This window comes from Mesonia aquimarina, from assembly GCF_003667275.1.
GTDB lineage: Bacteria > Bacteroidota > Bacteroidia > Flavobacteriales > Flavobacteriaceae > Mesonia > Mesonia aquimarina.
Genome location: NZ_RCNV01000003.1, coordinates 15,679 through 40,128 on the forward strand (window position 1 = coordinate 15,679; position 24,450 = coordinate 40,128).

Genomic DNA, 24,450 nt, shown 5'->3' on the forward strand with positions numbered 1-24,450 from the left:
AGCAAGAATTTTAAAAAGCGAGTAGCGAAAGCCCGACCCTTGTGGTAACGCACAAAAAAGCCCTGTAAAATTACAAGGCTTGATTTATGTGAAAATTATAAGCTTTTATTCTTCTTCTGAAGAGCTTTCTACTTTTTCTTCTTCTTTTGGTGCAGAAAAATCTGTTTTTCCGGCTTTTGCCAAAATGTTATACCATTGAAAAACTTTTTTAATATCGCTAGCGTAAACGCGATCTTCGTCATATTCTGGCAATACTTCAGAAAAGTACTCTTCTAATTTATTTTTAGATTCTTTGTGGCTGATCGCTTCTTTGCCATCTTCTTTTTCTGAAATATTCTGAAAAACTTCGCGTAACGGAACTTCTTCGGTATAGGTGTACATTGCAATTTCGCTTAACATACTTACATTATGACGAACATTGACAGAGATTTTCTTTCCGTCTGCTAAAGATTCTGCTACAAAACCACCACGGGTTTGTGCTTTTAACTCATATAAACCTGGTTTGCCAGAAATGGCTAATATTTTTTCTAAACTCATTTTTTCTTTTTTTAGGATCGCAAATATCTAATCTCTTGGTTTATTTACAAAAGATTAACGGGTTTTTTTAGCTTTTGGGAAACGCATTCTATAGTCTATGCGAATTTCGCCTTTAGCTATTTTCTGTAATTTACTTTTTATTAATCGTTTTTTAAGGGTAGAAAGTTTATCGGTAAATAAAATTCCTTCTATGTGATCGTATTCATGCTGAATTACACGAGCTGCGAGTCCGTCGTAAGTTTCTGTTTTTTTATTGAAATCTTCATCAACATATTCGATAGTAATTTCGGGTTTTCTAAAAACGTCCTCTCTTACATCCGGAATACTTAAACAACCTTCATTAAATGCCCATTCGTCTCCTTTTTCCTCAATAATTTGTGGATTTATAAAGGCTTTTTTCAAACTTTTTAGTTGTTTGCGCTCTTCATCGGTTAAGTCTTCATCTTCAGCAAAGGGAGAAGCATCAACTAAAAATAAACGAATAGATCTGCCAATTTGCGGCGCAGCTAAACCAACACCATGAGCATTATACATGGTTTCCCACATATTATCTATTAATTCTTGAAGTTTCGGAAAATCTTCAGGAATGTCTTTTGCTTTTTTCTTTAAAACAGGATCGCCGTAAGCGACTATAGGTAAAATCATTTTAACTTTTAAGGTTTAAGGTTTAAGGTTTACTGTATAATTTATATCTAGTAAATTTTATTTTAATTAACGTTTAACTGTTTTCTGAGCTGTTTTTCTTGATGCTATAAAAATTGATGTGAGTTCTTTAGCTTCATTTAAAATATTCTCACAATTTATTATCAAATTTTCATCTTTTGCAAATTCTATCCAAAAAATACACTCATCTGCTTCTTCTATAACAATACTAAGTTTTGAAATAAAACCTTTTTTAGTTTGAGCAAGAGACGCAGCTCTGTAATTTGCCGCTACAGATGTGCAACATCTAATGAGCTGTTTTTTTATATGAAATCCCAAATCAGTATTGGGGAAATCTATAGACAATTTCACACATTGATGAGCAAATTTTTTATTTCTCGTTTTTAAATCATTTTTCAAACTCAATAATCCTTACTCATTAAACATTAATCATTTATACAAATAGGTTTGCAAAATAATGGTTGCGCTTATTTCATCTACTAAAGCTTTATTTCTTCTTTTTTTCTTTTTCATTCCGCTATCAATCATGGTTTGCACTGCCATTTTAGAAGTAAAACGTTCATCGACGCGTTCTATTTTTTGATGTGGAAATTTTTCAGTAAAATCGGTTAAAAATAATTGAATGGCTTCTTCACTTTGCGAAGGAGCTCCGTCTTTTTGTTTGGGCTCTCCTACTAAAACCAATTCTACATTTTCTTCAACAAAATAGTTGGCTAAAAAATCTAGCAGTTCTGGAGTATTTACAGTAGTTAAACCGGAAGCAATTAGCTGTAATTCATCGGTTACCGCTACACCGGTACGTTTAGTTCCAAAATCTAAGGCTAGAATTCTTGCCATAATTCATTTTTTTGCAAATGTAACACTTCTATTAGTATTGATACAATATTTATACGGAAGCCTTATATTTGCGCAAAAATTAAGCCATGCAAGAATTAAAAAATATAATTTTAGAAGCTTGGGAGAACCGAGATTTATTAAAAAAAGAAGAAGTACAACAAAGCATTAGAAAAGTAATTTCATTAATTGATGCCGGAGAATTACGCTGTGCAGAACCAACAGAAAATGGTTGGCAAGTAAATGAATGGGTAAAAAAAGGAGTAGTACTTTATTTCCCTATTCAGAAAATGGAAACTTTAGAAGCCGGTATTTTTGAATATCATGATAAAATGCCGCTAAAAAAAGGCTATAAAGAAAAAGGAATTAGAGTAGTACCAAATGCTGTTGCTCGCCACGGAGCTTACATTTCTAGCGGAGTTATTATGATGCCGAGCTATGTAAATATTGGCGCCTATGTAGATGAAGGCACGATGGTAGATACTTGGGCAACCGTTGGTAGTTGTGCACAAATTGGTAAAAACGTTCACCTTTCTGGTGGTGTTGGTATTGGTGGTGTATTAGAGCCTTTACAAGCTGCTCCGGTAATTATTGAAGATAATGCTTTTTTAGGATCTAGATCTATTGTTGTTGAAGGAGTTCGTGTAGAGAAAGAAGCGGTTTTAGGAGCAAATGTTGTGTTAACGGCTTCTACAAAAATCATTGATGTAACTGGTGATGAGCCAAAAGAGATGAAAGGAATTGTGCCTGCGCGTTCGGTGGTTATTCCTGGAAGTTATATCAAAAAATTTCCTGCAGGAGAATTTAATGTTCCTTGCGCATTAATCATCGGAAAACGGAAAGAGAGTACCAATAAAAAAACTTCGTTAAACGACGCTTTACGAACTTATGATGTAGCAATTTAATATTATGAAAATACTTGTAATTCAGCAGAAAATGATTGGCGACGTGCTTACGTCTTCTATTTTATGCGAAGCGATTAAGCAACAAAATCCTTCTGCTGAATTGCATTATTTAATTAACAACCATACAATTCCTGTTGTAGAACATAATCCGTTTATAGATAAACTTGTTCTTTTTACTCCTGAAATTGAAAAAAGTAAACTGAAATTTTTCAACTTTCTAAAAAAAATTAAGCGAGAAAAATATGATGCGGTTATTGATATTTATGGAAAACTAAGCAGTGCATTGATTACAGCTTTTTCTGGTGCTAAAATTAAAGTAGGTTATCAAAAAAAGAAATACGCACGCTTTTTATATTCGCATAAGATCGCTATTCAACTTAATAGAAATCAGTCGGTTGCTTTGGCTTATGAAAATCGATTAAATTTATTGAAACCCATTTTAGGTGAAAAAGAAATAGATTATAAGATTCAGCCGAAAATTTATATCACCAAATCAGAAAAAGAAGAAATTTTATCTATTACAGAAAATAAAAATATAGACTTAAAACATAATTCTTATATAATGATTAATGTTCTAGGGAGCGAGCCTTCTAAAACTTATCCGTTAAAAAACATGGCTGCTTTATTAGATGAAATTGCGGAGAATTTTCCTGATCTTCATTTTTTATTTAATTATATTCCGAAGCAAAAAAAAGACGTAGAAAAAATATTATCGTATTGTAAAACGGAAACTAAAAATCAGATATCGCCTTTTTATGCACCAAGTTTACGTCAATTTATCGTATTAACTTCTTTCTGCAAAATGGTTATTGGTAACGAAGGTGGCGCAATTAATATGGGAAAAGCATTAAATTTACCTACTTTTGCTATCTTTTCTCCATGGATTAGAAAAGAAACTTGGGGAGCCGCGCAAAAAGATAGTATTAATAAAACTGTTCATTTAAAGGATTTTAAACCCAATCTTTTTAAAAATTATGATCAGAAAGTGTTTAAGAAAAATTCTTTAGAACTCTATAAAGCTTTTAAACCCGAATTAATTAAATTAAATTTGATAGCGTTTATAAAAAAGAATAAAAGTTAATTAATGGGATTAAAGAAAATTCTTTACGGTATTATTAAAAAAATGAAATTTCTGCCTCCGGAAATTTACATGAAATACTACTATGAATATTATACCGGAAGAAAACTTAATCTTGAAAACCCAACAGAATTTAACGAGAAAATTCAGTGGTTAAAAGTTTATTATCACCCACCTATTTTAACCCAGTTAGTAGATAAATATAAGGTTAGAGATTACGTTAAAGAAAAAGTAGGTGCAGAATATTTAAACGATCTTCTTGCGGTGTACGATAAAGCATCTGATGTAAATTTTGAGGAGCTTCCGGAGAAGTTTGTAATTAAAGGTGTTCATGGTTTTCACTTTAATTTAATTGTAAAGGACAAGAAAAAGTTAAACATAAAGAAAGCTAAATTTCTACTTCATAAATGGATGCAAAAAAACCAATATTATAGAGGCGGTTTAGAGTGGGCTTACAAACACGTTCCGCAGCGCCTTATTGCTGAAAAATTTCTTGAAGAAATTGGAAAAAAAGTTATAAACGACTATAAATTTTTCTGTTTTAACGGTTCACCCAAATTTGTACAAATTGATGTAGAAAGGGGTATTAATGATCAACGTGCTTTTTATGATCTTGATTGGAATAAATTGGAGTTCTACAACAAAGAAAACACCGTTTATGAAGGCGAAATTAAACAACCGGAAAATTTTGAAGAAATGCTTAGAATAGCAAAAAAATTAGCTGATAAATTTCCGTTTGTCCGTGTAGATCTATACAATATAAATGGTAAAATATTATTTGGAGAAATGACCTTTTACCCTTCAGATGGAAGAAAACTATTTTACCCTGAAAAGTATAACAAAATTTTAGGTGATTATATTGAATTACCCAAACTAGCTAATGGTAAAAAAGAAATTACTAAGCTTTAGCTTCTCGTTTCTCTATTCCAAAATTTGTCCAAGTTTTATTTTCATTTTTTGTTTCGGCTCTAATCGCTAAATTTTTATCGATAGATTTTTGGGTTTTATAGCCCCGAGGGTGATCTAGATGAACACAAATTGCAGAGTAACGAATTTGTTTAGATTTTACACCTCTGTTCATTAAACGCTCACCCAATTCTCTATCTTGCCCTCCGTATTGCATACGTTCATCAAAGCCATTAATAGCTAAAATATCAGATTTCCATCCACTTGCATTATGTCCATTCCAGCTTGCATTTGTTGGTGTAACCGAATTTAGCAGTTTTTGTGTAAATCCTTTAGCTGTTAATTTTCTGTTTTTAAAAGAAGAAGGCAACCCATTTTTTTTCAACCAAGCTAAATCAAAACATTCTTGAGAAACTATTGTCTCTTTATTTATTGATTTTGATATATCCATAGGAAGCATAAAATAACCTCCTGATAAAAAATAGCCTTTTTCTCGTTGCTCAATATGGCTAGATATAAAATCATTTCTAGGAATGCAATCGCCGTCGCTCATCAATATGTAATCTGCTTTACAAGCTACAACAGCCTTATTTAAAATTCTAGATTTTTGAAAACCATCATCCTCCTGCCAAATATGTTGTATGGGGTAAGAAACCTCTTTTTGTAATCGCTCAATCAAATCAAAAGTCGGCTTTTTAGAACCATCATCAGCAATTACCAATTCAAAATTTTTATACGTCTGGCAATCATAACCCCAGAGTACTTTTTCTAACCATTCTTCTGAATTGTAGGTACTTATTATTACCGAAATCTGGATACTTTCTTTCAATTTTTTCTATTTGCTAGGTTAACATAACATCAGCAAAAATAACTATTTTTACCAAGGTGATTTATAATAGTAAAAAAAAGTTAAAAATTTACCGCAACCTTTTCAAGAAAAACACATCTTTATTATGTAGTATCTTTTGTTTGCTATAAATTTGTCGTTTTATTCTACAGAAATTTAATAAAAATATAATTAAAAGAAGTTGGAAAAACTTACAGCGCTAATACCTACCGGAAATGAAATTCACAATATTGAAGAAGTTATCGCTTCTGTAGATTTTGCCGATGAAATTTTAGTGGTAGATAGTTTTAGTACTGATGGCACTTTTGAAAAAGCAAAAGAACTTGCTGATAAAGTTTTACAAAGAGAATTTGATTATCCTTCAGCACAAAAAAATTGGGCAATTCCGCAAGCAAAACACGATTGGGTTTTATTAGTTGATGCAGATGAACGTGTCACTTCTTCCTTAAAAGAAGAAATTCTTAATGTTTTAAAAAATCCGCCCACAGATATTGCTGGCTACTGGATTGGCAGACAGAATTATTTTATGAATAAACCGATAAATCATAGCGGTTGGAAAAATGATAAAGTAATACGTTTATTTAAAAAAGATGAATGCCAATACAATAACAAAAGAGTACACGAAGAAATTATTACCGAAGGAAATTTAGGTAAACTAACCCATAAATTTATACACTACACCTATACCAGTTTTGATAATCATATTGAAAAGGTAAACAAATATGCTTGGTGGCGTGCTTTAGATTACAAAGATAAAGTTGGCAAATTAACAGCTTATCATTTTATCATAAAACCTTTTTGGGGATTCTTTAAACACTACATTATGCAAAGCGGTTTTAGAGATGGAATTCCCGGGTTAACCATCGCCTTTCTTAGATCCTATTCTATTTTTACGCGCTACTTGAAAATTTGGTTATTAAGAAAAGGTATTAAATAAATTAAACAACGCGAATAACAGCACTATAATTATAATAAATGCTATAGCAGGCATTAAAAGATTTACTATAGATTTTAACGTACTAAAGTTTTGAATGATTTTTATTCCTTTGATAAAAATAACGAGCGACCAAAAGTTTAAAACAAAGTAAACTACTAAAAAAGCTGAATAAAGCCACTCATACCAAGTTTCATCTGTTTCAATTTCTGAGGAAAAGATATCATTTCCAAAAATAAAAAGGCTTAGTAATAGTAGAAAAAGGCCTACGATTGCAGGAATAAAAGACCAAGATAATACAAATCGAAAATCGTTATCTTCGGCTTTACCTCCAATCCATTTTCCGGTAACACTTAATAAAGCAGAGAAAATATAAAATGAAATAACTCCTACAACTGTACCAATTAAAGATCTGATAAATAAAATATTATATAAAGAAGATTCATCTCCCACATTTTTATCTACAGCTTTATAAAAAGAATAAGCAATTGCACCTAAAAGCATTAATAAACCAGCGTTATATTTTGATTTATGCATCAACATATAACGAAGCGTTTTACTTGGCTGGAACCAAATATTCTTTAAAATCTGATTATTCTTGACTTCTAACTCTTCCAAAACTTAAGGCTTTTTTTTAGACGTTTTTTTCGGTAAAATTTTTCTTGAAATTCTGAAGTGTATTGCCACATTTTCTGGTAAATCTCTTCTTGAGGCTTATTTATTAAACGTGCATATTCTTTACTCATTATGGCAACAATTTTTTTACTAGAAGTTAGTCTAGCAAAATTTTTAATTCGCTCATCTAAACTTAAATTTTTAAAATTCATTCGATTTAAATCTACCAAATAAAACTTATAATCTCCATTATTCAATTTTATAAGTGTATTTCCAGGTGAATGATCTAAAAATAAGACCTTATTCTCGTGAAGTTTAAAAGTAAAGCGTGTAAAAGCACGCAAAATTTCTTCGTGGTTAGGGTAATTAAAGTCCTTTGTAAGTTCCCGGTAGGTTATATCTGCTTGTAAATGTTCGCTTACATAAAAACTGTCTTTAAAAAATAAAAAACTTGAATTTTCAAAATAAGCAATAGGCTGTGGTGTTCCAATATTTAAGGATTGTAACTTTTCAGCATATTCAAAAGAGCGTTGCGCTTTGCTTTTTCTGAAAAAGCGATAAGCAATTTGATTTATTAGATTGGGTATTTTAAACGATTTTACGTTTATTACAATATCACCTACATCGTAAGTTTTTATGGTATTTCTACTTCCGCCGTAAATATTTTCACCCTTAACTTCAAAGTCTTTAATAATATTAATGATCTCTGACTTATGGGCGCTGGAAGTTTCTGAAAAAACTATCTTCATTCGACAAAATTACAATTAAAATAAGAATATTAGTATTTTTCTAAATATTTAGTAACCTTGCAAACTTCTTAAACTAACAACTAGTTTTCAAAATTTTTAAAATGGCCAAAGTGTATAATTTTGCTTTTATTTTTTTAGATGAAATTCATCATATCAATCATTTTATTACAGTTGCAATAGAATTATCTAAACATCACAATGTTAGCATTATCACCTATCCTGGCAAGCATGAGTATTTAAAAAATAAGTTAACAGAATTAGACGGAAACCGAGTAAAAGTTGAAAAATTAAAAACGCTTGCTTTTAGAGCTTTTACCGATAAATTAAAAAAGAGGCCGCTTCCTAGAAAAGGTTTTTGGATGAAAAAAAACAAAAATTATATCTTAAATAATTTTGATGCTATAATTTTTACAGATTACATTCATCACAAACTACTTAAATACAGAGGCAACAAAGAGAAACCAAAATTTATTAAATTTCCTCATGGTGCTCCGGGAAGAGGCTATAGCTATAATAAGGAACAACTAGATTTTGATTTTCAATTGTTATTTGGCTCTTTTCATTATGACCAATATAAAAACTTAAATTTATTAGGAGAAAACCCTGAAATTATTGGCTACCCGAAAATAGATGCGGTTAAGAATATTGGAAACAAAAAATTATTCAATAATAACAATCCGGTTGTACTTTACAATCCGCATTTTACAAGTTCACTCACCTCCTGGCATGAAAAAGGACTTAAAATCTTAAAGTTTTTTTATAAAAATGCAGATAACTATAATTTGATTTTCGCTCCTCATCTTCATCTTTTTCAAGAAGAAAAAGGAAAAGCAAATCCAGAAGATATTCCTGAAAAATATTTAAATGCAGAAAATATTTTTATTGATTTAGGTAGTCAAGAAAGTGTTGATATGACCTATACCAAACTAGCAGACATTTATTTAGGTGATGTTTCTAGTCAAGTTTTTGAGTTTATCATAAATCCAAGACCCTGTATATTTATGAATCATAAAAAAATTGATTATAAAGCTGATATAAATTACAGGTTTTGGCAATTTGGGCAAGTTGTTTCAAAAGTGAAGAAATTAAAAAAAGCACTTAAAAAAGCACCAATTAAATTTGAGAAAAAATATAAGGAAATTCAAGAAAAAACAATGCTCGAAAACTTTTATACAGAAAACAATTCAACTCCATCTGAAAGGGCTGCAAAAAAAATTACAAATTTCTTAGATAAAGAATTACCGCAATAAATTTACTTCTTATCAGAAAGGTATTTATCTAGTCCGTTTTTACACCAAACTAGCTTTTTGTCAATTGCTTCTTGTTGAATGCTTTCGTTTATATTTAATCTTGACTTTTCTTTTACCAAATGCCAAATATGGTAAATAATTCCGCCATAACGTATGCGTTTCCCTTTCACTCCATTATTTAATAATCTAACAGCCATTTCAGAATCTTCTCTCCCCCATCCGGTCATATCTTCATTATAACCATTTATAGCAACAATATCTTTTTTCCAATAAGAAAGATTACAGCCTCTCAACTTCTTAGAAAGTGTGCTTGAAGGTTTATATAGTTTCTGAAAAAATGGAATATGTAAATTTCTAGTTTTGTTTTTAATTAACGTATTTCCGTATTCAAACAAAACCTTTTTATTATTAAAAATCTCTTCTAAAGATTCCTGTTTTATATTGACTCTACTCCCAAACAAATAGGTATTCTTAGATGCATTTTTTATATGATCTTCAACAAATTTGGGATGCATAATGCAGTCTCCATCCAGCTGAATAATATAATCTCCAATAGCTTGAGCTAAGGCTTTATTGAGAATCACGGTTCTTCTAAAACCATCATCTTCATGCCAAAGATGTTTAATAGGTAGGTCTTCATTTTCTTTAAAACCCTCAACTACTTTTCTGGTAGGTGACCCAGAACCGTCATCAGCTATAATAATTTCATCAGGCATGCGAGTTTGCTTTTCTAAACTCTTCAGCACTAACTCTAAAGCTTCTGGCCAGTTATAGGTTGTGATAATTAGACTAACTTTCAATGCAAAGGATTTATTTAAAATTATGCCCATACAAATATATTTAATTATTTTTGTCTGCCTAACTATACTTCCATCTCTGTTACTTTAAAATATTAAGTCGTCGATGAAATTAATATTGATATTTAAATGAAAAAGAAAATCGGTAAAATATTTCCCATCATAGATAGTGATCAACGAAAAAAAATGGTAGAAGATAAAATACTTAATTCTACTCAAAAAAATGATGGAGTTGTAAATATTCACCGCTATAATCTTAACAATGTTGGAGACCTTTTTTGTGGTCCGCACCATTATTTTAAAGAGCTAGAAAATTCACACCTAGATATTTTAGGGTTTCGAAAAATTTCAAAAAAAAAGAGAATAGAATGGAGTGAAAAAATCAGTACAAACTCAGTGATTATTGGCGGTGGTGGATTATTAAATATTCGCCATTTCGAAAGACAAATGCGACTTTTTGAACAACTCAAAGCAAAAGGAAAAAAAACAGTACTATGGGGAGTAGGCCATAATGATCCTAAATTAAAACAAATAGGCAACCCAAAAAAATACAATGTAGATATAGATAACTTTGGTTTAGTTGGTACTAGAGATTATAGCATGCCTAACGAATATGTACCATGTGTTAGTTGTTTACACCCAATTTTTGACAAAGAATACAAAGAGACTCGAGAAACAGGTATAATTATTACAAATTCTAGTTTAAAAGACAATTCTATTCTTGAAAAATTTAAAAATTACCCTTCAACATCTAATACAACTACTTTATCAGAAATGATAAGTTTTATTGGCAGCTCTGCTACTGTTGTAACCGATAGCTATCATGCCATGTACTGGGCAATTTTGTTAGGAAAAAAGACAATTGCAATTCCCGCTACTTCTAAATTTTACGATTTTAAATACAAAACGGTAATTTCTAGCTATGAAAATTTTGAAGAAGATTTGCATAAAGCACAATCTTATAGCGGAGTTTTAGAAGAATGCAGAGAAATAAATTTAAAATTTGCAGAAAAAGTTTTTGACTATCTAAACATATAATATGAAAGACGAAATAAACAATTGCCTTACCACTTTAAAAAAAGGCGGACTCATCCTCTACCCGACCGATACCGTTTGGGGAATTGGCTGCGACGCAACTAATGCGGACGCTATTGATAAAATTTTTGCCCTAAAAAAACGTGCTGAAAGCAAATCGATGATTTGTTTGGTTTCGGATTTTAAAATGCTGAATCAATATGTTGAGGAAATTCCTGAAGTGGCTTACGATATTTTAAAATACGCTGCAAAACCAACTACAATTATTTATGACGATCCCATTCGTGTAGCAGAAAACTTAATTGCTGAAGATAATACCCTAGCAATACGTGTAACCAAAGATAAATTTTGTAATCAGTTGTTGCGTAAATTCAAACGGCCTATTGTTTCTACTTCGGCAAACATTAGCGGAAAACCAACACCTAAATCTTTTCAGCAAATAAGTCCCGAAATTTTAAAAGGAGTAGACTATGTTGTAAATTTGCAGCCGTCTAAAAAAAGCGCAAAACCATCTACCATTATTAAATTAGGCTTAGACGGAAAAGTGCAAATTATCAGAAAATAAAATGCCCGAAGCAAAAAATTATAAAGAAGCCTTATCGCATAAAATTTTTGAATACATAAGCAAAGCTGCAGATAACTTACAAATTGAAACCTATGCTATTGGTGGGTTTGTAAGAGATTTTTTTCTACAACGCGGAACCGCTAAAGATATAGATATTGTAGCTGTAGGAAGCGGAATTGAACTTGCCAAAGAAGTTTCTAGACTTTTACCTCATCAACCAAAAGTACAAGTTTTTAAAACCTACGGAACTGCCATGTTGCGTGCTTTTGATGCTGAAATTGAATTTGTTGGTGCCCGTAAAGAATCCTATTCTGAAGAAAGTAGAAATCCCAATGTAGAAAGAGGTACATTAAAAGATGACCAAAATAGACGTGATTTTACGATAAATGCATTGGCACTTCAATTGAATAAAAACAACTTCGGAAAATTACTGGATCCCTTTAATGGTTTAGAAGATTTAAAACAACAGATCATAAAAACACCGCTAGATCCAGATATCACTTATTCTGATGACCCATTGCGGATGATGCGTGCTATAAGATTTGCAACGCAATTAGGCTTTAAAATAGAAAACGAATCGTTAGCAGCTATCACAAAAAATCATAAGCGAATTAAAATTATTTCGCGTGAACGTATTGTAGAAGAAATTCATAAAATTTTATTAGCTGAAAAACCTTCAATTGGTTTTGGGTTACTCAGAAAAACAAAATTGTTACCGCTTATCTTACCCGAATTATCTGATTTACAAGGTATCGATGAAAAAGAAGGTCAACGTCATAAAGATAATTTTTGGCATACCTTAGAGGTTGTTGATAATATTTCAGAAAACACTGATGATCTTTGGCTTCGTTGGGCTGCTCTACTTCACGATATTGGTAAAGCACCAACAAAAAAATTCGATAAAAAAATTGGTTGGACTTTTCATACGCACGAATTTGTAGGAGCAAAAATGGTGTTCAATTTATTTAAGCGATTAAAAATGCCATTGAATGAAAAAATGAAATTTGTTCAGAAAATGGTTTTCATGAGTTCACGTCCTATTGTAATTGCTGAAGATCACGTTACCGATTCTGCAGTTAGACGCTTAATTTTTGATGCAGGCGATTATATTGAAGATTTAATGACACTTTGTGAAGCCGACATTACTACTAAAAATCCTAAACGCTATAAAAAATACCACAATAATTTTAAAATAGTTCGTCAAAAACTTAAAGAAGTTGAAGAACGCGATCATATTCGTAATTTTCAACCACCAGTTTCTGGAGAAGAAATTATGGAAACCTTCAATATAAAACCTTCCAAAGAAATTGGTATCATAAAAAATGCTATTAAAGAAGCTATTTTAGAAGGAGAAATCCCGAATGAATACCAAGCTGCTCAACAATTTATGCTCAAAAAAGGAAAACAATTAGGGCTTAAAACAGACAATTAATAAGCTTAGAAAATGTTTAGAAAAACAGTAAAATTATCGCTCATCTTAGTTTATCTAGTCATTATTGCTGGTGCAGTAGTTAGAATGACCGGCAGTGGAATGGGTTGCCCGGACTGGCCAAAATGCTTTGGACATTTTATTCCGCCAACAGAAAGAGCGCAATTGGAGTGGCATCCAAATCAAAACTTCCATAAAGGGCAAGTTATTATTGTAAATGAAACGCTTCAAGTAGCCATAGAAGAATTTACTTCTGGTAAAAAGTTTAACAAAACTCACTGGCAATTATACGCTAAACACGATTATGCGGTATTTAATGCTACGCATACTTGGGTAGAGTACATTAATCGATTATTTGGTGCTTTAGCCGGATTGGCTGTTTTAATTATGGCTATCTTTTCTTTTTGGAAATGGAAAAAAAATAAGAAAATCACTTTACTTTCTTGGTTAAGTGTTTTTTTGATGGGCTTTCAAGCTTGGCTTGGTGCAACCGTGGTTTATTCTGTTTTAGCTCCTGTTAGAATTACGTTGCATATGGTTGTTGCCTTGCTAATTGTTGCTTTATTATTATATATTTTACACTTAGCTTCTCAAAAATCAAGTACAAAAAAATACCAGTCATTTTTTTCTAAGCTACTTTTTTTTAGTGTAATTGTCACCTTAATTCAAGTGATTCTAGGAACTGAAGTTCGACAATTTATAGACGAACAAATTAAAAGCATAGGCTACCAAAAAGAATTATGGCTTCAAAATCCTGAAATTCAGTTTTACATTCATCGTAGTTTTTCTATTTTAGTTTTTGCACTAAATGCTTTTTTATGGCAAAAAAATCGTCAATTGCATTTAGGTTACCGTCTTTTAAATTGGGTGATGCTATTTATAATTCTTGAAATACTTACAGGAATATTAATGAATTATGTAGATTTTCCTTTCGCATCGCAAGCCATGCACTTAGTTCTAGCTTCGTTATTATTCGGAATTCAGTTTTATTTAGTTTTACAAAGTAGAAAAGCCAAAATTCAGTTGAAAAAATCCTAACTTTGCAGCCCTAAAATTTCAATGATATGATGATTTATAAATTTCGAATAGTACTCGATACATTAGAAGATGTTTTTAGAGATATTGAAATAGAAGAAGAAGCAACCTTAGAAGATTTTCATAACGCTATAACGCAAGCTTTTGGTTTTGATGGTACCGAAATGGCTTCTTTTTATATTAGTGATAATGAATGGAATCAAGGAGAAGAAATTGTGCTTTTTGATATGAGCGAAGGTCAAAATTCTGTTAGAATGATGAATGAAACTACGCTTGATACGGTAGTTTCTCAAGACCAAACAAAGCTTATTTATGTGTACGATTTCTTTAGCATGTGGACATTTTATGTTGAATTAGCCGATATGGTTGAACCTGAAGATGGTCGCGATTATCCTAATTTAATGTATTCTCACGGGCAGTTACCGGATAGCCCACCAGATAAAAATTTTGAAGCTGAACAAGATGATGAACTCAGCAATGATTATGGAGAAGAAGATGTTGACTTTGAAAATCTAGATGATATTGATTTTGACCAACACTGGAATTAATATTTTTTTTGCATTAGGGATAGTAATGAAAATCCCGCAGTGGCTTTTTTGCCACGAGGAATTGTAATGAATAGCCCGACCCGCAGGGAAATGCCCAACTTAACTTAAGACTTAGATTATGATAAATTTATATGCTGCCCAAATTGAATCGCTTTCTATACATCGTGTAGGAAACAAAACTAAAAATGAAGGTATCTTTCTTTCTGAAAATCCCTACCAGTTAAATGATGAAATGCACGCTTTATTGAAGGAGTATTTCTTAAAATCGTTTAGAGAAAAGGAAGAAAATTATTATCAATTTGTGCACGAAGCAGATTTAGAGTTTCACGAGCTTTATAATTTATCTAGCGCTATTTTTGAAAATCCGGCTGAAATTCATCAGCATTCAAAAAAAATCGCGCAACATTTATTTGATCAAGCAAAACACCCGCACATAAAAAGTGGAGAAGTTTATGTGGTCTATTTTGAAAATTTAATGCTGAATAACGAACGTGTTGACGGTATCGGGATTTTTAAATCTGAATTAAAACATGATTTTTTACAGTTTGATGAAAAGGGAGAAGATTTAGAAGCTATTTTACAACAAGGTGTAAATTTGAACAAACTTGATAAGGGCGCGTTGATTTTTAATAGCAATAAAGAGGAAGGCTATAGAGTTTTATCGGTAGACTCTAATAAATACGATACAAAATATTGGCTAGAGCAATTTTTAGGGGTAGATATTTTTGCTGATGAAAATTTCAATACAAAGAGTTACTTAAAATTTTGTCAGAACTTTGCAAAAGATGTGGTTTTACCAGCAGAAGATAAACAACAAGAAGTAATGTTTATGAACCGTGCGGTAAACCATTTTGCTAAAAACGACAATTTTGAAGAAAGTAATTTTTTAAATGAAGTGGTAGAAAATCCGGAGCTGATTCCTGAGTTTCAAAACTATAAAACCGAAAAAGCACCAAAATATAAAATTGAAGATTTAACGCAATTTCCGGTTTCTAATACAGCAGTTAGCGCAGCCCGAAAAAAGATAAAAAGTATCATTAATTTAGATACAAACGTGCAAATAAAAATGGATTTTATTAATCCAGATAGTGCTGAAAAGTTCATTGAAAAAGGCTGGGATGAAGAACGCCAAATGTATTATTATTTGGTATATTTTAATAAAGAAGAAAAAAATTAAATTAATTCAGGATTCTTTATTTTGAATTATTAATTATGGAAAAAAGTGTAAGATTTTTATTCGGTTTGGGATTGTCGCTATTAATTATAGTAATGGGGTTTCACATAGTTAAAATTTCTGAAACACTATTTGAAAAAATAATCGGCTTTGCCAATATTTTTCTTTTTAGCAGTATAATAATTTGGGCGATCTTTAGAATTCTTAAAAACGCACTAAAGAATGTTAAGTGATTTTTCAAATTAAAACTCCATTCTTTCTTTTGTATTAGTGTCAACATAATTACGTTTCACAAAATCGAGAGCGGTTTTTAAAATATTCCCCATTGTTTTGGCACGTTTAAAACGAATATCTTTAGAAAAAGCAACCAAATCTCTTTTTAAGGTTCTTACATTTTCATTGGTAGAAACGTGATCATTTATCATACATCTTATTAATTCTCGGTAGCGTTTTTGCGAAGATATTAATCGTTTTGCCACTTGCGAACGTTCTTCCCTCCTATACTGATCTATAGAAGAATGCTCTAGTTTTTTAGTGACCAATTGTACCATTTCAAAATTCTCTTTAAAAAATTGAGGTCGGTAAACTTTTAAATTCCCTTCAAAACATTGCTGATCAAAATCTATAGCTCTAATTTGGTAAGCCACGTGATCAAAATCGTGTGTTGGTATAATTACGTAATTATAAGAACGCATATCTCCTAAAAGTCGTAAAGTACAACGCTCATTGAATTTAACAAACTGTTTTGCGATCTGAATTTTTGCGCGTTCATCACATTCCGGTAAATGCTCTTTTATAAAAACATCACCGGGTATTCCCGCAATATGTTCTTCAATTAACGTGTCTTTATAAATTAAAAAGTTGATTCGGTGCGGCGATAAAATATGTTCAAATTCTAGTCCGTAAATTCGAGAAGCATCAGCTTTTTTCACATAAAAATAAGTAAAACTATCATTTAAAATATTTCTAATTTTCACCCGAAAAGGTTTAGAATTTCCAAACGTGCAGTAATCTATAGCATCAACATTTAGGTACTGAAAAGAATCATCGCTACCATCAGAGTGCAAAATTGTATAAACTCTTTTTAAGCTATTGTCTATTTCAGTACGTTCGTGATCTGGATAATAGCAGCGCACCCAAAGCGTATCTTCATCGTGCCGATCATAAACCACAATAGAACCGGAAAAACGTAGCAAATCATCATAGAAAACAGGAATTTTTGTATTTCTATTATATTTTGCCAAATACTTGGTCAGCCTTTCATTAATAGGAAAGGTTGGTTTTTTTTGCGACATTAATTTTTCTTCCATGCATCTGCTTTTTTCAAAAATAATATTCTCTAAGCATTTTTCTTGTAACAAAACGTTAACTTGATCGTCGTACTGATAAAACCAAGCTTATTTTGAAAACAATTCTTACGCTCAACAAGATTACAAAAAAATTTGGTCCTATTACAGCGGTAAACAATTTATCATTTACCATTGAGAAAGGACACGTATACGGAATTTTGGGTCCTAATGGAAGTGGAAAATCTACTACTCTAGGAATGGTTTTAAATGTCGTGAATAAAACCAGTGGCGATTTTCACTGGTTTGACGGTTCTGAATCTACACATGAAGCTTTAAAAAAAGTAGGCGCCATTATTGAACGCCCAAATTTTTATCCATATATGACTGCCAAGCAAAACCTTAACTTGGTTTGCAAAATAAAAAATGTCACCAATGTAAAAATTGAAGAAAAATTGGACTTAGTAGGTTTGCTAGACAGGAAAGATAGTAAGTTCAGAACTTTTTCTTTGGGGATGAAACAACGCCTAGCCATTGCTTCTGCTTTATTGAACGATCCTGAGATCTTAATTTTAGACGAACCTACTAATGGTTTAGATCCGCAGGGAATTCATCAAATACGTGAAATCATTCGAAAAATCGCATCGATGGGAACAACTATTTTGTTGGCTTCGCATTTACTAGATGAAGTAGAAAAAGTATGTTCTCATGTAATTATTATCAGAAAAGGCGAAAAACTTTACGATGGTAAAGTTGATGAAATGAACTCGAATCACGGTTATTTTGAATTGAAAGCAGAAAACACAGAACAACTCCACTCCTATTTAACCAATAACCAGCAATTTGATAAAATTAAGATAGACGATGAAAGTGGTTTACTAATCGCCTTTCCTTCGCAAGAATTAGCGGCACATGAGTTTAATAAAAAACTTATTGCAGAAGGAATTGTGCTTTCGCATTTAGTAAAAAGACGTGAAAGTTTAGAACAACAATTTTTAGAATTAACCAATCAAAAAAGCGAATAAATTATGCTAAGATTACTCAATATAGAATTTCATAAACTAAAGTATAGTCGATCTACGTTAATTTTTAGTGCTATTTATCTAGTTTTATTCTGTTTTTTAGCGCTTTTTGCTTCTATACATTTTGAATTTGGAAATGTGGATTTTCAGTTAGCCGATCAGGGAATTTTCAACTTCCCATACATCTGGCATTTTAACGCCTATTTTGCCTCTTTCCTTAAAATATTTTTAGCTATTGTAATTGTTTCTATGATTTCTAATGAATATAGCAACAGAACAATTAAGCAAAACTTAATAGATGGCATGAGCAAAAAGGAATTTTTGCTCTCAAAAATTTATACTGTCGTAGCATTTGCTTTAACTTCTACAGTAGTTTTATTTGTTGTTTCCTTAGTTTTAGGACTAATTTTTTCTGACTATAATGAGTTTTCTATCATCTTTTCTGAGCTTGAATATTTAATCGCCTATTTTGTTAAACTCTTAGGTTTTTTCGCATTTTGTATGTTTTTAGGTGTTCTAATAAAACGTTCCGCATTTGCTTTAGGACTATTATTCATCTGGTGGATTGCAGAAAGTATAATTATTAATGTACTCCGATTTGTTATTTTTAAAGACGGCGAATTAACCGCAAAATTCAGTCAGTTTTTACCGCTAGAATCGATGGCAAATTTGGTAAAACAACCATTTAGCAGGTTAAGTTTGGTAAAATCTGCCCAAAATCAAATGGGAACCGACATTTTAAGTAATGACTACATTATTCATTGGTACCAACTTTTAATTGTATTAATCTGGGTAACAGTTTTCTTTTACGCTTCATATACATTACTTAAAAAGCGAGATTTGTAAAGTATAATCGTTATTTTTGAGAAAATAACTCTTTATGAATTGGAAGTTTTTATTACTACTTCTTTTTACTCCACTTTTGAGTAATGCGCAAGGCGAAGCAAACAATTGGTATTTTGGTAGTGGAGCGGGGGTTACTTTTAACACTTCACCTCCTTCCGCGCTAACTGATGGCCAATTAAATACTTCAGAAGGATGCTCAGTTATGTCAGATGCCAGTGGGAATCTATTATTCTATACCGATGGAAGAACGATTTGGAATAAAAACCATCAAATAATGAGCAATGCTGATTATTTTGCTGGCAATGGGCTTTTAGGAGATCCCTCTAGTACCTCTAGCGGATTAATTGTACCACACCCCAGTAATCCTGACTTATTTTATGTTTTTACTGTAGATGAACCTCATCACGATAATGCTTCAAGCTATCCAAATCAAGGTCCCGGTACAGCTAATGGGGAATATTCTGATGTTCCGGGTAGCAGTGTCCCTCAAGATGATGATGGTTATAATAATGGATTAAACTATTCAATTGTAGATATGTCTTTGGAAGGAGGATTGGGAAATGTAATTCCTTCAGAAAAAAATATGCCTTTAATTACGTATTCTTCTTTTGATAGTGAAGAAATAAAGTTTAAGTGTTCAGAAAAAATAACGGCTGTAAAAAGTAATGATTGTAGTTCTATTTGGATTATCACCCACTTTACTGACTCTTTTTATGCTTTTAAAATTGATGACAATGGTCTTAATACAAACCCTGTTATCTCGCAGACTGGACCTAACATTAGTGTTGATTCTTACAGAAGATCTGCAATAGGATATATGAAAGCTTCTACTAATGGAGAGAAAATTTTAATAGCACACAATACCAAATCTTACAATCCTGATACTGGTGAAAATGCTGAAAATGGAGGAGTTTATTTAGCAGATTTTAATGATATCACGGGAATCATTTCAAACCATATCACTTTAATCAATAATGTTTCTGCTTATGGAGTTGAGTTCTCTTTACAAACCAAGAAAGCTTATGCTACATTAAAAGAAAATTCTTACACTAAAATATATCAGTGGGATTTAGAAAGTAACAATATAGCAAATTCACTGAGCCCAGTAAATTTATTAAACACAAATGAAGTAGAAGAAGCTACAGCATTACAATTAGCTCCGAATGGAAAAATTTATCACGCTGATATTGGTAGGGCAATGTTAAATGTGATAAATAATCCAGAAGCTAATGCCGCTAATGTAAATTATGGAACTACTGTTACTAATGGAGCAATAAACCTGCAGGGAAGAAACGCAAATTTTGGACTCCCACCTTTTATACAATCTACATTTACTTCTAAAATCAACATTATAAATAATTCAGAAGAAATAGTTACCAAATTAAGTTTATGCGAAGATGAAGCAATTACGCTTGAGTACGATCAAATTAGTGGAGCAAGTTACTCTTGGAAAAACAATGGTACTAATATAAATAATACAACAAACTCATTACAGGTAATCGCTCCTAACACAGCAAATTTACCTGTTACGGAAAATTATACGTTAACCGTTGATTTAAATGATGGATCTTGCCCATTAATAGGAACAGCCGAAATTACGTTTTATTCGTATCCAAAAGCAGAAGATTTTACACTCAGTCAATGTGCTATTGAAGGGGTTGAAGAATCATCTTTCTTTAACTTAAAAGATGCTAATGAAGCTATCACTAACACTGGAGAAAATATAGAAATAAGTTACTACCGCTCACAGGAAGAAGCAATGCAGGCTGTTAACTCGATTGATAATCCAGAAACTTTTGAAAGTAATGCAAATCCTCAAGTTTTAACCGTAAGAGTGACAAATACACAATCTGACTGTACCTCTTTTGTTTCATTAACATTGATTACCAGAGAAAGTGATTTAAGCACACAAAATTTAGCTATTTGTGCAACTGATAATAATGAATTTACAATCTTTGATTTAAATCAAATAACAGCTATTTTTAAAGAAAATAATCCAAACTTTGAAGTAGCTTATTATTTAAATGAAATAGATAGTTTTCTAGAACAAAATGAAATCGAAAATATAAGTAATTTTGAAAACACTTCTCCAATTGAACAAACTATTTATGCTCGTGTAGAAAATGATAATTCTTGTGTTGGAATTGCTCCTGTAAATTTAGAAGTTCTTCCTTTGGTAAATATTGGTGAAGATAAAACAATTACCTATTGCTTAGAAAATTTACCTAATTCAATAAAAATTAACTCAGGGATACCTGATGCTGAAAAAAATAATTACACTTATTTTTGGGAACCTTCAGAAAAAACTACTGAAACAATAGAAACCAACGAAATTATTACGCATAAAGTCACGGCTACTAATAAAAATACCGGTTGCTCTGCAACCAGAACTATAGAAATAATTCCATCTAACAAAGCTGATTTTAAAGTAATTATTGATGACTTTAAAAGTAACAATTCCATTCGAATAAGTTTATCAGAAGAAAGCAAAGGAGATTATGAATTTTCTTTAGACAACCAGTTTTCCGGTTATCAAGACAGTAATTTTTTTCAGAATATCACTCCTGGCACACATACAGTATACGTTAGAGATAAAAATGGATGCGGTATTAGTGCTAAAAATATTGTGATTTTGGGAGTTAGAAAGTTTTTTACTCCAAACAATGACGGCTATAATGACTATTGGAATATCATAGGAAAAGACTTTAAAAATATTTCAGAAATCAAGGTGACTATCTTTGATAGATTTGGTAAATTACTGAATACTTTTAATGGTAATCACCGTGGCTGGGATGGAACTTATAATGGAAAACCACTACCCTCGAATGATTACTGGTACACCGTAAAATTAAAAAACGGTAAAACTGTAAAAGGAAATTTTACATTAAAGCGATAACTGATAATTTTTTCTTAAATTTATGAAAATTATCCTTTTTTAAATGAAAAAAATTTTACTCCTAATTTCCTTTTTTTGTTTTTTTCATAATTTTGGACAAGATCTCTCGCTTTACGATCAATTTAATGGTCGCTATGATTATACAGCTATAGGTAACACTTTAAACCCATCTGAAAATGGCGCTTTTGCAAATTGCGTTATCAACACACAATCAGATGCAAACTTAACTTTATCAGCCAGTCAAACCGTTGAAGCCGCTTATTTGTATTGGGCAGGAACAGGAACAGGAGATTTTCAAGTAAATCTTAACAACCAACCCCTTTCAGCTGATAGAACTTTTAATTTTACTTTAGATTCTACCAGAGATTTTTTTGCTGCCTTTAAAGACATTACAAATATAGTTACAACAACAGGAAACGGTAATTACACGTTATCAGATTTAGATTTAACAAATGTAATCAACACTAGTAATTATTGTCAAACAGGAACTACATTTGGCGGTTGGGCAATTATTATTATATACGAAGATACGAGTTTACCTCTTAATCAAGTTAATGTTTATGATGGTCTTCAAAGCGTTTCAATCCTTAACACTTCAATAACTATCAATCTAAATAATTTAAATGTAATTGATAATCAAGGAGCTAAAATTGGTTTTCTTGCCTGGGAAGGAGATCAAGGTATATCTAATAATGAATCCTTGAGAATTAATGGAAATATTCTAAGTAATCCACCATTAAATCCAGCCGATAATGCATTTAATGGCACCAATAGCTTTACCAATAGTAATGATCTATATAATATGGATTTAGATGTTTATGATATAGAGAATAATATAAACATAGGTGATACATCTGCTCAAATATTATTAACATCTGGTGACGGAATAAGTAGTAGTGATTTGGTTATGGTCAATAATGTTGTTACAGTACTTAACACAGAACTCCCAGAACCTTCTCCTGAGATTGATGATGTTTTAGTAGAATGTCAATCTAGAGAAATTGAGGTGGATTATACCATATATAATACCAATGCTACTGACTTTTTACCTGCTAATACGTTAATCAGTTTTTTTGCAAACAATCAATTATTAGGGCAAACCAATACTCAAAACGATATTCCGATTGATGGCTCTGAAAGTGGACAAATTACTTTACAAATCCCAGCTAACATTCCTGATAACTTTAATTTGAATATGTCAGTGAATATTGATGGAAATGGTGATCCAATTATTACAGAAATTGATCCTTCTAATAATTTTGATGATCTACAAGTACAATTATTAGATATTTATATTGAAAATCCGCCCGAAGATTTAGAGCAATGTGATGATCTAACTAATGATGGAGTCGCTTTCTTTGATCTGACCATTAATCAACATCTAGCCATCGGTAATCAAACCAATGTAGAGGTAAGTTTTCATCATAGTCAAACCGATGCAGAAAATAATATTGATCCAATTGATGATCCCAGCAATTACGAAAATCAAAATGTTCCAGAAGGAATCTATCTACGATTAACTTCTACTATTGATTCCGATTGTTATATTATTGAGTCCTTTATCTTGGATATCTTCTTCACTCCTGTGGCTGAACAACCTGAGGATTTAGAAGTTTGTAATGAAAATCCAGAGGGTAAAAACGCTACATTCAATTTAACTGAAAATAACCCCATCATAATTGATAATCAACCTAATTCTTCTGTGCGATTTTACACTTCAGAAATTGATGCAGAAAACAATAAAAACAGCATTGTAAATCCAACAGATTTTCAAAACACCACAAGTCCTCAGAGAATTTATGTGCGTTTATTTAATGCAAATCATCCAGAGTGTTTTACCACAACCAGTTTTTTAATTGATGTAAAAGATGTAAATGTAAGTAGCATTGACGGTTTTTTAAATTGTGATGAAGGATTTGATCAAGCTTTTTCCGATTTAACCGAAATTGAACAACAACTAAATTTATCAGCTTCAGAAGAAATTATAGGCTTTTACACTTCCTTAGAATACGCCTTTACCAATACAAATGCTATTACAAATTCCAGTAACTATAAAAATCAACAAAACCCTCAAAAAATTTACATTCGAGTAGATGATCTTAGTTCGGACGATTGTTACCGCGTAATTAGTTTTAATCTTTCTATAGAAAATTGCCCTCCATTTATTCCGGAAGCTTTTTCTCCCAATAATGACGGAGTAAATGACACTTTTGAAATTAGTGGATTATACGACATCTTCGAAAATTTTAACCTTAAAATTTATTCTAGATACGGAAACCTTATTTACGAAGCCAACAACACAATCCCCGCTTGGGACGGAACCAGTAATCGAGGTGTTTGGAATCAAGGAAAAGAGCTTCCCACGGGTACCTATTATTATATTTTAAATCTAAACGATCCGAATTTTAAAGTCTATAAAAGTTGGGTCTATTTGCATAGATAAATCTGAAAAATTCAATTAGTAAACTAACTTAGAGTATTACTACTTTTTGCGATACC

Annotated in this window: 24 protein-coding genes; 15 read left to right on the top strand and 9 right to left on the bottom strand. The window is 31.5% G+C overall.

All coding sequences use genetic code 11. The features are described 5' to 3' along the window. Nucleotides 1-105: 105 nt before the first annotated feature. The 4 genes from D9R05_RS05450 to ruvX form a co-directional block, all read right to left on the bottom strand. Entirely contained in the window at nt 106-537 is a 432-nt protein-coding gene (locus tag D9R05_RS05450; RefSeq protein ID WP_121666239.1) for a DUF5606 family protein, read from the bottom strand. Nucleotides 538-591: 54 nt separating this feature from the next. After that, the gene (gene def / locus D9R05_RS05455; RefSeq protein WP_121666240.1) at nt 592-1,182 is read right to left on the bottom strand and encodes a peptide deformylase; all 591 of its coding nucleotides are present in this window, start codon (nt 1,180-1,182) and stop codon (nt 592-594) included. 66 nt (nt 1,183-1,248) lie between these two features. Then, on the bottom strand, nt 1,249-1,599 hold the full coding sequence (locus D9R05_RS05460) for a four helix bundle protein (RefSeq protein WP_121666241.1): 351 nt from the start codon (nt 1,597-1,599) through the stop codon (nt 1,249-1,251). 30 nt (nt 1,600-1,629) lie between these two features. Next, the gene (gene ruvX / locus D9R05_RS05465; RefSeq protein ID WP_121666242.1) at nt 1,630-2,037 is read right to left on the bottom strand and encodes a Holliday junction resolvase RuvX; all 408 of its coding nucleotides are present in this window, start codon (nt 2,035-2,037) and stop codon (nt 1,630-1,632) included. Between the two features lie 86 nt (nt 2,038-2,123). On the opposite strand from ruvX, the gene D9R05_RS05470 reads away from it, so the two are divergent. From D9R05_RS05470 to D9R05_RS05480, 3 genes are read left to right on the top strand one after another with little or no spacing between them, the layout of a single operon-like run. Continuing rightward, nucleotides 2,124-2,939 carry a 2,3,4,5-tetrahydropyridine-2,6-dicarboxylate N-succinyltransferase gene (locus tag D9R05_RS05470; RefSeq protein WP_121666243.1) on the top strand — a complete coding sequence of 272 codons (816 nt, stop codon included), beginning with the start codon at nt 2,124-2,126 and terminating at the stop codon, nt 2,937-2,939. Between the two features lie 4 nt (nt 2,940-2,943). After that, nucleotides 2,944-4,020 carry a glycosyltransferase family 9 protein gene (locus D9R05_RS05475; RefSeq protein ID WP_121666244.1) on the top strand — a complete coding sequence of 359 codons (1,077 nt, stop codon included), beginning with the start codon at nt 2,944-2,946 and terminating at the stop codon, nt 4,018-4,020. 42 nt (nt 4,021-4,062) lie between these two features. Further along, nucleotides 4,063-4,926 carry an ATP-grasp fold amidoligase family protein gene (locus D9R05_RS05480; protein WP_121666501.1) on the top strand — a complete coding sequence of 288 codons (864 nt, stop codon included), beginning with the start codon at nt 4,063-4,065 and terminating at the stop codon, nt 4,924-4,926. On the opposite strand, the gene D9R05_RS05485 is transcribed toward D9R05_RS05480, so the two are convergent. Beyond that, nucleotides 4,916-5,752, bottom strand: coding sequence for a glycosyltransferase family 2 protein (locus D9R05_RS05485; protein ID WP_121666245.1), 837 nt, complete (start codon nt 5,750-5,752; stop codon nt 4,916-4,918). The two genes, D9R05_RS05480 and D9R05_RS05485, sit on opposite strands and share 11 nt — an antisense overlap. A 199-nt stretch (nt 5,753-5,951) precedes the next feature. On the opposite strand from D9R05_RS05485, the gene D9R05_RS05490 reads away from it, so the two are divergent. Beyond that, nucleotides 5,952-6,707, top strand: coding sequence for a glycosyltransferase family 2 protein (locus D9R05_RS05490; RefSeq protein ID WP_121666246.1), 756 nt, complete (start codon nt 5,952-5,954; stop codon nt 6,705-6,707). On the opposite strand, the gene D9R05_RS05495 is transcribed toward D9R05_RS05490, so the two are convergent. Together D9R05_RS05495 and D9R05_RS05500 are read right to left on the bottom strand one after the other, a co-directional pair. Next, nucleotides 6,687-7,322: a Yip1 family protein gene (locus D9R05_RS05495; RefSeq protein WP_121666247.1), complete on the bottom strand. Its 636-nt coding sequence runs from the start codon at nt 7,320-7,322 to the stop codon at nt 6,687-6,689. The genes D9R05_RS05490 and D9R05_RS05495 overlap by 21 nt on opposite strands. Beyond that, entirely contained in the window at nt 7,310-8,068 is a 759-nt protein-coding gene (locus D9R05_RS05500) for a lipopolysaccharide kinase InaA family protein (protein WP_121666248.1), read from the bottom strand. Before D9R05_RS05500 ends, D9R05_RS05495 begins: the two co-directional genes overlap by 13 nt. 101 nt (nt 8,069-8,169) lie before the next feature. Here D9R05_RS05500 and D9R05_RS05505 point away from each other — a divergent pair, with 101 nt between their 5' ends. Continuing rightward, nucleotides 8,170-9,318 carry a CDP-glycerol glycerophosphotransferase family protein gene (locus D9R05_RS05505; protein WP_121666249.1) on the top strand — a complete coding sequence of 383 codons (1,149 nt, stop codon included), beginning with the start codon at nt 8,170-8,172 and terminating at the stop codon, nt 9,316-9,318. 2 nt (nt 9,319-9,320) lie between these two features. On the opposite strand, the gene D9R05_RS05510 is transcribed toward D9R05_RS05505, so the two are convergent. Further along, a complete protein-coding gene (locus D9R05_RS05510) occupies nt 9,321-10,148 on the bottom strand; it encodes a glycosyltransferase family 2 protein (RefSeq protein ID WP_240462941.1) in 828 nt (275 codons plus the stop codon). Nucleotides 10,149-10,244: 96 nt separating this feature from the next. On the opposite strand from D9R05_RS05510, the gene D9R05_RS05515 reads away from it, so the two are divergent. The 6 genes from D9R05_RS05515 (at nt 10,245) to D9R05_RS05540 (ending at nt 15,904) form a co-directional block, all read left to right on the top strand. Beyond that, nucleotides 10,245-11,153 carry a polysaccharide pyruvyl transferase family protein gene (locus D9R05_RS05515; protein ID WP_121666250.1) on the top strand — a complete coding sequence of 303 codons (909 nt, stop codon included), beginning with the start codon at nt 10,245-10,247 and terminating at the stop codon, nt 11,151-11,153. A gap of 1 nt (nt 11,154) precedes the next feature. Beyond that, the gene (locus D9R05_RS05520) at nt 11,155-11,715 is read left to right on the top strand and encodes an L-threonylcarbamoyladenylate synthase (RefSeq protein ID WP_121666251.1); all 561 of its coding nucleotides are present in this window, start codon (nt 11,155-11,157) and stop codon (nt 11,713-11,715) included. Between the two features lies 1 nt (nt 11,716). Next, a complete protein-coding gene (locus D9R05_RS05525; protein WP_121666252.1) occupies nt 11,717-13,147 on the top strand; it encodes a CCA tRNA nucleotidyltransferase in 1,431 nt (476 codons plus the stop codon). 12 nt (nt 13,148-13,159) lie between these two features. Further along, nucleotides 13,160-14,182, top strand: a complete 1,023-nt coding sequence (locus D9R05_RS05530; RefSeq protein WP_121666253.1) for a COX15/CtaA family protein — start codon at nt 13,160-13,162, stop codon at nt 14,180-14,182. Between the two features lie 29 nt (nt 14,183-14,211). Further along, the gene (locus D9R05_RS05535) at nt 14,212-14,727 is read left to right on the top strand and encodes an IS1096 element passenger TnpR family protein (RefSeq protein ID WP_121666503.1); all 516 of its coding nucleotides are present in this window, start codon (nt 14,212-14,214) and stop codon (nt 14,725-14,727) included. Nucleotides 14,728-14,845: 118 nt separating this feature from the next. Further along, nucleotides 14,846-15,904 (top strand): nucleoid-associated protein, encoded by a 1,059-nt coding sequence (locus tag D9R05_RS05540; protein WP_121666254.1) that lies wholly within the window; start codon nt 14,846-14,848, stop codon nt 15,902-15,904. Between the two features lie 239 nt (nt 15,905-16,143). Here the strand turns inward: D9R05_RS05540 and D9R05_RS05550 are convergent, their stop codons facing one another. After that, nucleotides 16,144-17,211, bottom strand: a complete 1,068-nt coding sequence (locus D9R05_RS05550; protein ID WP_121666256.1) for a hypothetical protein — start codon at nt 17,209-17,211, stop codon at nt 16,144-16,146. 92 nt (nt 17,212-17,303) lie between these two features. On the opposite strand from D9R05_RS05550, the gene D9R05_RS05555 reads away from it, so the two are divergent. From D9R05_RS05555 to D9R05_RS05570, 4 genes are read left to right on the top strand one after another with little or no spacing between them, the layout of a single operon-like run. Then, nucleotides 17,304-18,212, top strand: coding sequence for an ABC transporter ATP-binding protein (locus D9R05_RS05555; RefSeq protein ID WP_121666257.1), 909 nt, complete (start codon nt 17,304-17,306; stop codon nt 18,210-18,212). Between the two features lie 3 nt (nt 18,213-18,215). Further along, complete coding sequence (locus tag D9R05_RS05560) at nt 18,216-19,055, top strand: ABC transporter permease (protein WP_121666258.1); 840 nt, start codon at nt 18,216-18,218, stop codon at nt 19,053-19,055. A gap of 34 nt (nt 19,056-19,089) precedes the next feature. After that, nucleotides 19,090-21,951 carry a T9SS type B sorting domain-containing protein gene (locus D9R05_RS05565; RefSeq protein ID WP_121666259.1) on the top strand — a complete coding sequence of 954 codons (2,862 nt, stop codon included), beginning with the start codon at nt 19,090-19,092 and terminating at the stop codon, nt 21,949-21,951. Between the two features lie 43 nt (nt 21,952-21,994). Continuing rightward, the gene (locus D9R05_RS05570) at nt 21,995-24,394 is read left to right on the top strand and encodes a gliding motility-associated C-terminal domain-containing protein (RefSeq protein WP_121666260.1); all 2,400 of its coding nucleotides are present in this window, start codon (nt 21,995-21,997) and stop codon (nt 24,392-24,394) included. The last annotated feature ends 56 nt before the right edge of the window (nt 24,395-24,450 follow it).